This window comes from Bacillus cereus group sp. BfR-BA-01356 (genome assembly GCF_022663635.1).
Taxonomy (GTDB): domain Bacteria; phylum Bacillota; class Bacilli; order Bacillales; family Bacillaceae_G; genus Bacillus_A; species Bacillus_A cereus.
The window spans coordinates 69,486-84,622 of the sequence record NZ_JAKUFX010000003.1 but is presented as its reverse complement, the minus strand read 5'-3'; the positions used below and the strand labels follow the sequence as shown (position 1 = coordinate 84,622).

Below are 15,137 nucleotides of genomic sequence, written 5' to 3'. Positions count from 1 at the left end.
AACTTATCCTCTATTCTTTCTTATTTCTTTTTGAATTTTACGCAGTGCTTTTTTCGATCCGCGCTCAATATCGTGTTGCATTTTTCTTTCTTTATAATCAACAAATAGTGTATTTAAATCGTATCCTTCTGGATATAACTCCTTCGCTGCTACTTCTAAAGTAATACGTTTTACATTTACTTCAACGAATTCACCGTTATAATATACAACAACGTTATAAAAATTATCTTTTTCCTTATAGATGATACCAAAATCATCATGATCCAATAAATTAACACGATCACCGATTTTGTACTCATAATGAGATTCTCTTTTTTCTTGTACGAATTTCGGTTTTCTAATTTTACTTTCATTCACTTTTTCTAAAGCGTACTCTTTATTTCCCATGTACTCTTTCGCCCTTTTCAGTACATGTTCTTTTACGTTCATTTTATTCGCAATCCAAAGTGCATTACTTTCTCCTGATTTTCCGATAACTAATTTATAAAGCGGCTCTAACGTTTCACTATTAAATTGCATCGCTGCATTCATAAAGTCATCATGCATTTCTGAGAATCGTTTAATTTCTCCGTAATGCGTACTCGCAACGGTAATACATCCCGCAAAGTACAACTCTTCTAAAATAGAAATTGCAAGTGCTGCACCTTCATTTGGTTCTGTACCGCTCCCTATTTCATCAAATAAAAGTAACGTATTATTATTTGACATCCTCATAATCTCAGAAAGATTTTTCATATGAGACGAAAATGTACTTAGTGCATTTTCAATACTTTGATTATCACCAATATCTACGAATACATTTTCGAAAATAGCGATTTCTGTACCTTTATCTCCTGCAATATGAAGACCTGACATTGTAGCTAATGTTAACAATCCAATTGTTTTTAACACAATTGTCTTTCCGCCCGCATTCGGCCCTGTAATAATTAAACTACGATACTCTTGACCAATTTTAAAATGTAACGGTACAACTTGCCCTGTTAAAAGCGGATGCTTACAATTCACTAAATGAATGTAGCCATGATCGTTTAACTTCGGTTCTATTCCGTCAATCGATTTACTAAACTTCGCTTTCGCAAATACCATATCATACTGACTAATTAGCTCCATGTTAATCTTTATACTATAAATGTTTTCTAACACCATTCCTGATAAAGTCGCTAAAATCTGATACTCTTCAACCGCTTCTTCTGCTTTCAAACCTGCTAATTCTGCATTCAATTTCGTAACCGTATGCGGTTCTATAAATACAGTAGAACCTTTTGCCGAGGCTTCAATAATACTTCCAGCAACTTGATTTTTATAGGAAGATTTAATTGGAATCGTATAACGGTCATCCTTTTTACTAATAAAGAATTCCTGAATGAATTTCTTATTTGCACTACTATTTAAAAACTTCGTTAAACGTTCTTTTATTTTCCCATCTACAGAATCGATATTATTTCGAATTCGTTTTAACTCTTTACTTGCAGCTGCATCAATACTATTTCCTTTAATTGAAAAGTTAATTTCCTCTTCAATACTTTTATATTCAGTCATTGAATTTGCATAAGAAGCTAATACTGGTGCAAAAAATTCTTTATCTAACATAAACTTTTTAATCTTTCTACATCCACGTAAAAAGTCTGAAACACTCACTAATTCTTCTGGATCTAAAATCATACCTTTTTCTAATTTTTGAATTGTACTAGCAATATTAGAAATGCCGAAGAAAGGAACATGCCCTTCTGCATCTAATATAGCTCGTGCTTCTGTCGTTTCATTCAACCGATTTCTCACTACTTTTATACTCGTACTCGGCTCTAATTTGTTTAATAATTCCTTACCTAATCCACTTACACAATAAGATTTCACTATATCCTTTAATTCGTTATATTGTAACTTTTCAAAAGTCATCGTATTCATTTTGTTTCTCCTCACTATGATTGATTTTTATCATAAATGAAGATACCTACTCATTAGATTCCAATGAGTCATATATAAAATTCCATAATTATACAATAAAAACATATACAAAAAAGCTGCGGGGATACCGCAGCTTTTACATTTACAAGGCATGTGTAATAACGTATGAGGAAATAAGCCATAAAAAATAGATGGCAGTCCCTTATTACACGCTTTATAAAGTATTGTAGGTATCTTCATAGGTTTTGAAATAAATGCATGACAAAATTAGGGGTATGATGTACATAAAAATCCCCTGGTCTTATCCGATTTATTTCATTAAATTTTTCCTATTTAATACCTACCGCACTCACAAAAAGCACCTCTCATTAAGTTATATTATAGTCATTGAAATCTAATTTATTGAAATCATCATACTATATGTTACGTGAGAAGTAAAGGTGTCATACTTTTATAACTATACAGAATGTAAAAAGGAAGAGGAAAACTTATATTTCAGTCTACCTCTTCTTTTTCATCACCAAATTACTGCTGAACATATATGGAAACTGATCCTCCACTTACTTGGAATTGCCCCCATCCGTCCTTATTAATTGTTACAGTATTTGTTTGATTACCCGTAATATCGTACCATACTTCCCCTGCGTTATTCTTTCCAACATCCATCCACTTCGCCCCTCCTGGTCCATCAGAGATTAATGTTGCTAAACCAGAATTAGCATGTACACTATCACCTTCTCTTGTCCAGCCAATCACATCTGGATGATCAAAATAATCCCGCTGCGTACCATATGCAAAGTTTTTTCGTGCCGTCAAAATCGGATCAATTTTGTCCTTTAACGCTGGAATTTCATAGTTACTATTTCCTTTTGTACCATAGTAATCACCATAGAAAACAGAAGGATACCCCTCTGCACGCGTTAAAATAAATGCATATGCCAACGGTTTGAACCAAGGGCTCACTACAGATTCCAATGACTGACCAGGCTGTGAATCATGATTTTCAACTAGAGTAACCGCAAGTGTAGGATGATTCGCAACTACCGTTCCTTTTAAAATATTTCTCATATCATAATTCCCATTTCCTGTTGAAGCATAGTGAAAATTATAATGAAGTGGTGCATCAAACACAGATTGATTATAATTAACCTTCGCTAAATAATTATTTAAAGTCTGGATATCATTTTGCCAATATTCAGCTACTGTAAACATTTCTTTCCCTGTTTGCTGTCTAACGTGATTTACCCAATCGCGCAAATATTCATGATCAATATGTTTAACAGCATCTAAACGAAAACCATCTAAATTTAATTCATTCGCATACCACGTTCCCCATTTTTTCATTTCATTCGCAACATCTGGATGATCAAAATCAAGATCCGCATACATCAAATAATCATAATTCCCATTCTCGCTAGACACTTCCCAGTCCCATGCTTTACCTATGCCCCTAAATTTATAAATTCGGTTTAATTTCCTTCCTTCATCCCAATCCGTTCCGTCAAAATGATACCATTTCCATTTGAAATTAGAATAAGAATCTCCACGCCCTGGAAAGTTAAATCCCGTCCACGCACTAATTTCATAATCACCTGATACTTCATTATTTCGATTGCTCGGGTCTACCTCAACTGCTGTGACAGTTTCTGTATAATCAGCCCCACCTTTATGATTCATAACTACATCACCGTATACATCGATGTTTTTCTTATGTAAAGCGTCAATTGCAGATTTCAATTGTGCTTTCGTCCCATATTTCGTCCGCACTGTGCCCTTTTGATTGAATTCCCCCAGATCATATAAATCATATGCTCCATATCCTACGTCATTTTGCATAGTTCCTTTATATGCAGGTGGTATCCAAACAGATGTAATTCCTTTTTCCGCTAAATTTTCAGCATCAGTACGCAAACGATTCCAATGATTCCCATCATTCGGAGAATACCACTCAAAATACTGCATTAACGTTCCATTGTTAACTGTGTCTGCATATGCCTTACTCCCCTCATATATACTAGGTAAAAACATAACAACTGACAATCCGACTATTGTTATTCTTTTAAACATCTGTACACCATCCCCTTCCAAGAAAGCGTTTGCATAGTTTATCAGAATTATTATAATATTCGTCCCACCGTTAGTAAAGTAGCAATCTCTCACTCTCCCATATTATTTTTAATCTAATTTCAAATATTCAACGTAGTTTTCATTTCACATCCTATTCAAGATTGTTTACAATTTACCTATAAAAGCATAACGGAGGGATTTCGATGACAGACTTTCAAAAACAATTTTTCGCACGATTACATATAGAAGAAAAAGACACAGTTTCATTTGAAGATTTATCTAACATTATGTACGCAATGGCACAAACTGTTCCTTTTGAAAACTTAAATATTCTCGAAAAGAATTTTAAAGAAATATCAAAAGAAAATTTGAAAGAGAAAATTTTAGTAAATAACCGTGGCGGTCTTTGTTATGAACTCAATCCTACTATGTATTACTTCCTGAAAGATTCTGGATTCGATGTTCATCTCGTTTCAGGAACAGTTTATAACGCTGCAAACTCCATATGGGCTGTTGATTCTGGCCATATCGCAACCGTTTTAACACATCATAATGAACTTTATTTAATTGAAGTAGGATTCGGATCATACTTACCTCTTGCCCCTGTCCCTTTCTCAGGTGAAGTCATTCACTCTGTTACAGGAGATTATCGTATTCGTAAAGAAATGACCGAAAAGGGAAACTACATTTTAGAGATGCGGAAAAACAATGAGTTCTTGGATCAATCTTCTGCTGATGATTGGACGTTAGGCTATGCATTTTATATAGAAGAAGTGGATGAAGAAAAAGCAAATATAGCACAAAAAATTATCGTTGAACATGAAGGATCACCCTTTAATAAAGTACCTCTTATTGTAAAACTAACTGAAGATGGGCATGCCTCTTTAACGAAAGATAGCCTTACAGTAGCGAAAAATGGTAAAAAAACGAAAGAAACCGTTACAGACATGCAATATACAAACCTTTTACATTCAAAATTCGGAATTACACTATAAGTATGTAAGCCTTGTTATTTTAGCAAGGCTTTTCAATTTTCAGCAGGGATTTTTTGCAATTTGTTGTATTTCATAGTTATATAGAAATATAACTACATGTTTAGAAAGGAAATGATTATGACAGAACTTAAAGATCGATTACAAGTAGCTGATATAGAAAAATGGGATTTAACAGACATTTACCATACAATTGAAGATTGGGAAAGTGATTTTCATAAAATTGAAGTATTAACGAAGGAATTACACGAGTTTAATGGCAATATTCACGATGGCAATAGTTTATTAGCTTATTTAACGAAGAGTGAAGAAATTTCTAGCATAATATCTTTAATGTTCGCTTATGCACGATTACAATCTGACCTTGATACACGCGATACTGACGCGCAATCTCTTGTCGATAAAGTATCACAATTACACGTGAAAGTAAGTGCAGCGAAATCTTTCTTTTCCCCCTTCTTACTTAGCATAGACGAAAACACATTACATTCTTACATAGAAGATACAGAAGGCTTACAATATTATAAAGAAGACTTATTTGAATTATATCGTTATAAAAAACACGTATTGAATAAGGACCAAGAAGCAATTTTATCACAAATGGGTGAAGCTCTTTCTTCTCCACAGCACACATTTGGTATGTTAAATAATGCAGATATATTATTTGGTGAAGTGACGACTGACGATGGAGAAAAAGTGAACTTAACACGCGGAATGTATGCAAAGTTAATAGAAGATACGAATCGTGAAAAGCGTAAAGAAGCTTATAAAGCATATTACAAACCATATGTTCAGTTAAAGAATTCCATCGCATCTACTTTATCCGCTGCTATTAAAAATAATGTTACTGTTTCGAAATTAAGAAACTATCCATCAGCGCTAGAGAAATCATTATTTGGCGATATGGTTCCGAAAGAAGTATACGAAAACCTAATTGATACAACGAAAAAAAACATTCAAACATTACATACATACAATGAAATTCGAAAAAAAAAATTAAACGTAGATGAACTAAGACAATACGACTTAGGCGTCGATTTAGTAGAAGGTGCAAAACAAGACATCCCATATAGTGAAGCATTTGACATTATGATTGCATCACTAGCTCCTTTAGGAGAAGAATATATTGAGACATTAAAAAGTTTTAAAGATAAAAGATATATAGACGTAAGAGAAACACCAGGAAAACGTTCTGGTGCTTATAACTTTGGTGTATACGGCGTTCATCCTTTCATTCTTTTAAATCATCACGATGATTTAAACAGCCTGTTCACTCTTACTCATGAATGCGGTCACGGTATGCATACGCACTATTCACATGGATACCAACCAAGAATTTCTGCACATTATTCTATCTTTGTCGCAGAAGTCGCTTCTACAGTAAATGAAGTGTTATTAATTCACTATTTATTAAAAGAAGCAAAAGATACGGACGTGCGTAACCATTTAATTAACCATTTTATTGAGAAATTTAAAGGTACTTTCTTTACACAAATTATGTTTGCAGAATTTGAAAAAATCACACATGAAATGGCTGAACAAGGTAAACCATTAAATGCACAAGTCTTCAGTGAAATTTATGAAAAGCTATTTAAAGAATATAACGGTGATTCACTTGTATTTGATGAAGAAGTAAAATACGGATGGGCTAGAATCCCTCATTTCTATCGCCCGTTTTACGTATACAAATATGCAACTGGATTCGCATCTGCCATTCAAATCGCTGATAAACTATTAAGTGATGATCCGAATGCTCAGAAAAATTATATTGAATTCCTGAAAGGTGGAAGTTCTGACTATCCACTAAACCTATTGAAAAAAGCTGGTGTTGATTTAACTACGCCAGAACCGATTGAAAGTGCATTGAAACAATTCACTCAACTTGTTGAGGAGTTTTCAACATTATAAAAAGCATGCAGAGTATATGCTCTGCATGCTTTTTATTTGAATTACTCTATTCTATATGCTGCTGCGTCACACAATGAATCATACCACCGTATGCATACAATTCGTTAACATATATACCGACAATTCTTCTCCCTGGAAATTGACCTTCAATGATTTGAAGCCCTAATTTATCATGTTCATCACCGTATATAGGTACCAATACAACTTCATTACCAATGTAAAAATTTAAGTACGATCCTTTACAATCTGCTTCTTTTACCAATTTTCTTGTTACTGGTACTGGAATGAGCTGAAATGGCTTGCCATCTATATTTCTTGCTTGTCGCAATTCTTGATAATGCTTTTCGTACGCCTCCAAAAGATATGACTCTCCTTCACCGAAAGGATCATATTCATACAGTATCGTATTTTCATTTACAAACCGTGCTGCGCCATCAATATGATAATCCGTATCTTCATCATAATTATCTTCTCCACGTATACCAGTTATCCATATAAAATTTGTTACTCCTAAATATTTCGTTAACTCCATTTCAATTTCTTTCTGACTTAGTGTAGGATTTCGATTTTCATTTATAATAGACGTTTCCGCCGCCATTAAGGTCCCGTTTCCGTTTATCTCAATTCCCCCGCCCTCTAAACAGACACTAGATTCAACTTTTGGAATGCGATACATTTCACTTATTTTATTCGGAATATTAGCGTCGTTTTCGTACGGATATTTATCTCCCCAACCATTAAATATCCAGTGCGTTAGATAGCGGTTCCCTTCTTTATCTTTTACAAAGATTGGTCCGTTATCTCTTATCCAAATATCATCAGTTTCTTGAATTAAGAAATCAATTTTATTCATATTCACGTTAGCTTCCATTAACTTCGATTGGACATGTATTTTTTCTTCTTCATCACATACAACAATATGGACATTTTCTCCATAGTGAAGCTCCTTTGCCATCGATATCCAAATATCATCTAACTTAGCTCTGTAACCTTCACCCCTATGTGTTTTATCATGTGGCCATTGGAGCCATGTACCTTCATGTTTCTCCCATTCCGCAGGCATATAATACAAACTATTTTCTATATTTCTCATACGTGTTCACCCCTTATATGAATGTATGTCCAGTCTATACTTTGACATCGTGTTAAGGTCAACAGGAATATATTCATTTACTTGTAGCAACTTTATAAGGTGACTCTTTATTTCTCCTTGTGATACACTACTTCTCCTTGTAAAACCGTCACTAAAACTTTCGCATTCGGAATCTTATCGGCACTCATTTTAGTAATATCTTCATTTAGTAATACCATATCAGCTGATTTGCCTACTTCAATCGAACCTGTAATGTTATCAAGACCTAGCGCTTTAGCTGGCTTAATTGTATAGGCATCAATAGCTGCGTATACATCAGACAAGCCCTTTTCATCAATGCTTAATGCATTTGAAATCGTCACAAGTGGATTCAGTTCGTTTACATCCCAATCACTACTAAGTGATACATTCGCACCGGTTTTCCAAATTCGCCCTAACGGCATAATTCGTTTCATTTGCTGATTTGTAAAATACGTACTTGCCCAGCTTTGTTTTGGATCTTCCGCAAAATCATGACCTACTTGAAAATCAGCGCTAATACCTAACTTAGCAAAACGATCTATATCACTATCTTCTACCATTTCCACATGCGTAAGTGTATAAGGCTGGTTTGCACCTTCTTTTTTCGCTGCTTCAATCGCATTTAAACTCTCTCTTACCCCAGCATCTCCAATTGTATGAATAAGTGCACCGTAACCAATTTTATTTAATTCGGTTAACCACCATTTCATTTTTTCTTCTGGAATATAATTCAACCCATACGGAGTTCCTGTAAACCATTCAAATTTATATTTTTCTAGTGTTTTAGCAGTGCTATTAATACTAATTCCATCACTATACATTTTCACTTGATTAATAAGCATACGGGATGACACATCATCACGCTTAATTTTTTTGAAATACTCCATTTGTTCTGCTTCGTTTAAATTTGGATATACCCATGGTCGAAGTACTACGCGTGACGTTAGCTTTTTTTCGTCATTTACTTTATTCCAAACGTCTAACCAGCCTCGCTTCCAATAAAGACGTCCATCACCAACTGTAGTAATACCATTCTTTGCAACCTCATCTAAACCGTCTAATAAACCTTCATAATTTTTTTCAAACAGATTTGGTTGAGAATTCCATGCTTTTTCCATCACGATATCTCCTGCTGTATCATAAAGAATACCAAACGGTTCTCCTGTCTCGGAATCCCGAATAATCCTTCCACCTTGTGGATCTTTTGTATCTTTATTTATTCCAGCTAACTCGAGTGCCTTTGAATTAACCCATACAGAATGGGAGGTTCTTTCCATAATTAATACTGGATTATTAGGAAATAACTCATCAAGAACTTGTAATGGGGTTTGTTGCTCTGATTTTTCGTCCATATCTTTTAACAACGCTTCCAAACTGAACCCCGTTCCACTTATCCATTCGCCATCTTTCACACCTTTTTTACAAGCCTTTAAATACGAGCGTTGTTTTTGCAGAGAAGCATCTGGTGAGACACTACAATTTCCTGCTGCTGGTGATTTTGCTTCAAATATATGATTATGATTGTCCACAAAACCAGGAAGGATAAAACGTCCTTGTAAATCCACCACTTTCGTATCTTCATTTATAAATTCCTCTACATCCTTGTTTGAACCAACAAATATAATTTTCCCCTCTTTAACGGCTACAGCCTCTACGATGTCTTGCTTTTCATTTGAAGTATAGATTGTACCATTTTTAAACACTACATTTTTAGGTAGCTGATTAGGTAGAACAGCGCTACCACTCTCACCTTCTCCTACTCCAGCAGTACATGCGGAAATCCATACCATACTTAGAATCAGACAAATAATCATGATTATTCTTCTCATATTCTCTCTCCTTTTTATTATGATAAATTGCTTTCATACATAGAATAAGGATTGACATAATGTTAATGTCAATCCTTATTCTCATTCTATTTTCGTAACTAAAAAACAAATTTGTGTCACATACTCTTCTGCTAAACAATCACATTCAGGTCCCTTTATATAAACCTCATATGGCGAATTAATTATCACATACCCATTTCTTTCAATCCATTCTTCTAACGCTATATAAGCGTAACCTATATAGTCGTAACTTCCATAATGCATAGTAGTAACGATATGATGTGGACTTAGTTGTTTCATTTCATACTCTTGTGCTACGTCTTCATCATTCCCCTGCATAACCGGGATTCTTAATTCAATATCACTGTTACTTGGAATATATTCTTCATCATAAAAGACTGCAGATGGAGAACCGACTATTTGAAAGTTATTTTTTTGTACCTCTTTATATAAGTCATAAAAATAATCATCCATATCATCTATATCTATTTTTACTCTTTGAGTAATTATCGTTACTTCATTCCTCATTCCCATTAATATATCGTAATTTCTATGACGAGCAATATTTAGACTACTATTCACCTTTACCATTTCATTCATTTCTGAAATAACCTGTAAATTTTGCTTCACTTCATGAGACAACTCGATAATTTGTGATTGTATATGTTGAACAAACGAATCTTGATCTGATGACTGCAAAACAATTTTAATTTTGGGAAGAGGAAATTTATACTCCCTTAGCTTTTTTATTTTCAACGCTACTTCCAGCTGCTCTTGTTCATAATACCTATACCCATTAACCGGATTCACATATGCCGGTTTTAATATCTCCTCTTTGTCATAATGTCTTAACATCCGCGTACTCATTTTACAAATCCGAGAAAATTCAGCGATGGTATACATATTAATACTCCTTTAATATATTTTCTTTTCATTACTTATTTCTTAAAACCAATCAAAAATCTTCTTCATTGAAAAATTCCCATTCTGATTTTTCAATCTTCTCATTTTTGAAGGTAACAAATGACTTGGACAATACCATGTTAAACAATTCATTGCGCCTCCCATTGTTGATATTTCTCCTACATGAATTTGAATAACTTGTTTCTCCGTATACTCTTGAATATAACGTAAAACTTCCTCATCTTTAGCTAGTCCAAACTTAGGAACATAAAGAGCATCACATGATTCTAACATATTTATATACAACCCTTTTGCCGATGCTATCTCTTGATCATATTGTCCTTTCTCTGTATATGATGAGGGAACAACTATAAATTCAGCTTCTGGCATTTGTTCTTGAATAATCTCTTGAACACTATATCTAAATTCATGATCCCCTAAAAAATCACTAATAAACATTGTATGTTCAGCAATAAATTTAACCATTCCGTCTGCGTGTGCTAGTACATCCCCTTCTTCAGCAGGAATAATAATAACTCGGCTCACATCTAAATCCCATTCTAACTGCTCAATAATTTCCTCTTCTGTCCAATCATCGTTATCATCAAATATGCGTTCTGTTAATATTACAGTATCTTTTTTATTCCAAATAAGATTACCGCCATCTAATATTAATGGGGATTTTTCATATTCAAAGTCATTCTTTTTCAACCATTTATTAAATTGTTGATCTAAATATCGCCCTTGATCATCTGGTAAATAATTTGGTCGATATTTAAATTTAACTAGATGATTTGTGACAACCGGTGCAACATCTCTTAGCCAAATATCATCATACTCAAAACAGCTCGTATGAAAGTCTTGTTCTTCAGCAGATAAAGATATAAGTTGATCCGCAATTGATTTCTTTTCATTTAAACATTCATTAAAGTAAATCAAGTCTTCATAAAATGGTTGATAATATTCATTTGATTCGTCTGGTATTGCAGTAAAAATAATGCCATTATGTTTTTGTTCCATATTATTTACCTCGCTTTTTAGTAGTAGTTACATAACTGATTTTACAAAGCCAACTATTCCTAAATTTATGTCTTTTTTCATTACAACTCATGCAACATGTACATTTCATGAATGGATTATAGCATGGAGGAATATTATATATTTATATAAAAAATATAAAGCTGACGTTAAGCCTTAAATTGACTCTTGACAAGTTTTTAAATAACCTATTTTAAAACAACAATAAATGATTAAATGATTTTTTTATCAAGATTCAAACCCATTACTTCTAATAGATCATTTTGATTATATAGATTCACCAAATGCGCTTCTACTCCTATACAAATTCCTTCTAGCGGAAGATCATTTGGATCCTGACCAAAGGGATCTTCAATTTCAACCCCTATTGCTTCAATACCTATGAATGCAAAACTTATAAACGTAGTCGCAAGTACTGTAAACCATCCGAGACTATCAACAAGACCAATCGGTAAAGTTGCACAAAATATAATCAATAAAATTTTTATATGAGCAAAATATGCAAAAGGAATAGGTGTTGTTTTGATACGATCACATCCACCCACAGATGTAAGTAACGTATTCAAATCTGTTTCCATACTAATTATCGCATTTGGATGAATTTGCCCCGTTTTCAAACCTTTTGATAGTATAGTTTTCAACATAAAAACTATACTAATCGGTAAATGATTGGACTCAACCAAAAATGCTTTTTCCTTCTCAGAACAGACAGCAAGCAATGATTTCACTTCAGATAAATCTTTTTCCTCTCTCAAGTGTCCTTTCGCTAACTTTGGAAATGCAATTAATAGATGTAAAAATTTTATTTTTTCCTGCTCCATACTCTTCCCTTTAGAATCCCAATGACACAAAAAACTAATTGCTAAATTTCTAGTACAAGCACCAATCGTGCCAAACAGCTTTCTACCTTCCCAGTACCGATCATAGGCAGTATTCGTACGAAACACTAATAGTAATCCTAAAGCTCCTCCGACGATTACCCAAGGAGTCTGATTTATATTTATTTCTGTATAGTAATAATTAATCACAGCTACTATCGTTGAAATACACGTATATAATACGATTTTTGGGAAAATATCTCTTATAATTGTCCCTTTTAATGTAAATATTTGATGTAAACTATTTTGATTATTGTAATGAACCATATTTACAAAAACCTCTTTCTCTATTAACCTTTTATTCTTTTAAATCATGAAAGTATACAATTAAATAATAGAATCATAAACCCTATCATTATGAGGCTGGTTAAGATTATTTCTTTCAATACCGTTACTCCTTTTTTGCAAAAAGATAAAATATCTTATTTAATTCAACAACAAATGTCACTATTCTAAATCCCGACGCATCATTTTAGAATTCGCAATGAACAATGCACTAATTAATACAAAGATTGCACAGGCATATAACAATAAATCTAACGGACTATCGTGATCTATAATGATGAGACGCACAATAGCTGTTATACCTATATATATAAAATATCGTAATGGAAAATGAAAATTCATTTGAAAATACTTTATAATCATTACGATGAATTCAAAGTACAAAAAGAATACAACGATACTATCAATTAAATGATAACTAGATTCATTACTATCCAATTTCATTTCTTGTATAAACTGAATGACTTCTTTCATAAGAAACACACTTAGAACAATCCCTAAGCAAATTAAAGCTACATTTAAAATGTACTGCAAAACGATAGGGAAATACGAAAACACTATTTTAAAATTCTTTAACACAAACATTTTTCTCCTTTACCATATAAAACGAAAAGCGAACATACACTACAATTCATTTATCATTATATTGAAATTTTATTATTACAAATAATAAGGAACGACAAAATAGGTAATAAGATTCCACCTATTTTGTCTATATAGCAGCACAACGAAATTAAAATTAATTACTTCAATGCAATTGGTTGTTGTTGTGTCACACAATGAATCATACCGCCGTTTTTATACAACTCTCTCACATCAATATCGACTACTTTACGATCTGGGTATAACTTCTGAATCGTATCGTTTGCAATTTTATCATTCGGATCATTATAATTAGGCACTAATACAACTGTATTTCCGATATAATAATTGATATACGACCCCTTATAATCGAGAGTTTTTCCATTTTCTAAAGCAACCTTTTCTTTACTAAGCGGCAAGTATTCATACTTATATTTCTGTCCTGAAGCATTTTTTGCATCTAACAATGTATCCATATCTTTATTAGATAAACCCCATTCGGCTAGGTCATCTTCTTTCATCGTTACAATGGTAGATTTATTATGGAATTTAGCAAATCCATCAATATGAAAGTCCGTAATATCTAAATTAGGTACTCCGTCTAACCAAATAAAGTTTGATACCCCAAGGTCACTTATATATTTTTCAATTTCCTTTTCTGATAAATCAGGATTTCTATTTTTATTCGTTACTGCACTTCGAGTTAATAAAGCAGTCCCATTGCTGTCTAATTCAATTGCGCCGCCTTCAAGGACAAATTCCCCCCAATCAACTCTTTCAATTCCTGATTGTTTACTAACATTCTTACGTATTTGAGCATCATTTTTATAAGGTGTTTTCTTCCCCCAACCATTAAATGCTGGATCTAATATTTTGAGATTTTTATTGCTGTCATAAACAAAAATTGGTCCACTGTCCCTTGCCCATACATCATCAGTAGGCGCGATAAAGAAATCAATCTTCTCCATATTTAACCCTTCATCTGTTAAAAGGTTATTGATTCTTTCTTTTTCTTCCTGGTCATATGCAACAATGTGGACTTTCTCACCCTCAGTTAAAGCACTTGCCATCTTAACCCAAATAGGTTCAACTTCCTTCTTATACTCTTCACCATATGTGTATTCATGTGGCCATTGCAGCCATGTACCTTCATGTTTATCTTTTTCATCTGGCATCGTATATTTCCCAGCATTTTTCTGTACCTCTACTTTTTCCCCTTCTTTCCCTTTAACATTTTCATTGTTACCCTCAAAAGAGCATCCACTAATAATTGTTGTAGATAATGTAGCTATTAAACAAAACTTTATTGCTTTTTTCATTTTTTCAACCTCCTGTTCTTGTCTCCAATAATATAAAGCTTCACATAGTGTGAAGCTCAAGCTTTTTTATCAATGTAAAAATTACCAATTGTTCTTTGCATTACTTAGCATTTAACTACCTATTTAGATTTATTCATATGCCAATCACCTTTCTTACCTATTTATCCCGCTATTTGTGGGCAGTAAGACCCTCACCTCAAAATTCAGCGCAAGCAAAAAAGTTAGGTGGGGGCCCTGCTGCCCGTAAAAGCCCGATTGATGAGGGCTTCTACTCAGTGGGGATGAACAAAGCCCCTCCACTGAATAAAGTTTCACTT

11 protein-coding genes are annotated in these 15,137 nt (G+C 33.4%); 2 read left to right on the top strand and 9 right to left on the bottom strand.

Annotation, left to right across the window (positions count from 1 at the left end):
• Positions 1–3: 3 nt before the first annotated feature.
• The gene (locus MR168_RS02265) at positions 4–1,905 is read right to left on the bottom strand and encodes an endonuclease MutS2 (RefSeq protein WP_016123109.1); all 1,902 of its coding nucleotides are present in this window, start codon (positions 1,903–1,905) and stop codon (positions 4–6) included.
• A gap of 525 nt (positions 1,906–2,430) precedes the next feature.
• Positions 2,431–3,972, bottom strand: coding sequence for an alpha-amylase (gene amyS / locus MR168_RS02260; protein WP_000476409.1), 1,542 nt, complete (start codon positions 3,970–3,972; stop codon positions 2,431–2,433).
• A gap of 203 nt (positions 3,973–4,175) precedes the next feature.
• Here amyS and MR168_RS02255 point away from each other — a divergent pair, with 203 nt between their 5' ends.
• Together MR168_RS02255 and pepF are read left to right on the top strand one after the other, a co-directional pair.
• Complete coding sequence (locus tag MR168_RS02255; RefSeq protein ID WP_069604012.1) at positions 4,176–4,967, top strand: arylamine N-acetyltransferase family protein; 792 nt, start codon at positions 4,176–4,178, stop codon at positions 4,965–4,967.
• A gap of 117 nt (positions 4,968–5,084) precedes the next feature.
• Positions 5,085–6,872, top strand: a complete 1,788-nt coding sequence (gene pepF / locus MR168_RS02250; RefSeq protein WP_086412741.1) for an oligoendopeptidase F — start codon at positions 5,085–5,087, stop codon at positions 6,870–6,872.
• A 46-nt stretch (positions 6,873–6,918) separates the two neighbouring features.
• On the opposite strand, the gene MR168_RS02245 is transcribed toward pepF, so the two are convergent.
• The 7 genes from MR168_RS02245 to MR168_RS02215 form a co-directional block, all read right to left on the bottom strand.
• Positions 6,919–7,965 carry an agmatine deiminase family protein gene (locus MR168_RS02245; protein WP_017673133.1) on the bottom strand — a complete coding sequence of 349 codons (1,047 nt, stop codon included), beginning with the start codon at positions 7,963–7,965 and terminating at the stop codon, positions 6,919–6,921.
• Positions 7,966–8,072: 107 nt separating this feature from the next.
• Positions 8,073–9,815 carry an amidohydrolase gene (locus MR168_RS02240; protein ID WP_086412742.1) on the bottom strand — a complete coding sequence of 581 codons (1,743 nt, stop codon included), beginning with the start codon at positions 9,813–9,815 and terminating at the stop codon, positions 8,073–8,075.
• Between the two features lie 81 nt (positions 9,816–9,896).
• The gene (locus MR168_RS02235; protein WP_086412743.1) at positions 9,897–10,718 is read right to left on the bottom strand and encodes a MerR family transcriptional regulator; all 822 of its coding nucleotides are present in this window, start codon (positions 10,716–10,718) and stop codon (positions 9,897–9,899) included.
• 42 nt (positions 10,719–10,760) lie between these two features.
• The gene (locus MR168_RS02230) at positions 10,761–11,738 is read right to left on the bottom strand and encodes an agmatine deiminase family protein (protein ID WP_086412744.1); all 978 of its coding nucleotides are present in this window, start codon (positions 11,736–11,738) and stop codon (positions 10,761–10,763) included.
• 230 nt (positions 11,739–11,968) lie between these two features.
• Complete coding sequence (locus tag MR168_RS02225) at positions 11,969–12,901, bottom strand: bestrophin family protein (RefSeq protein ID WP_086412746.1); 933 nt, start codon at positions 12,899–12,901, stop codon at positions 11,969–11,971.
• Between the two features lie 180 nt (positions 12,902–13,081).
• Positions 13,082–13,498, bottom strand: coding sequence for a phosphate-starvation-inducible protein PsiE (psiE, locus tag MR168_RS02220; protein ID WP_140159429.1), 417 nt, complete (start codon positions 13,496–13,498; stop codon positions 13,082–13,084).
• Positions 13,499–13,662: 164 nt separating this feature from the next.
• Positions 13,663–14,820, bottom strand: a complete 1,158-nt coding sequence (locus MR168_RS02215; RefSeq protein ID WP_140159430.1) for an agmatine deiminase family protein — start codon at positions 14,818–14,820, stop codon at positions 13,663–13,665.
• Positions 14,821–15,137 lie beyond the last annotated feature (317 nt).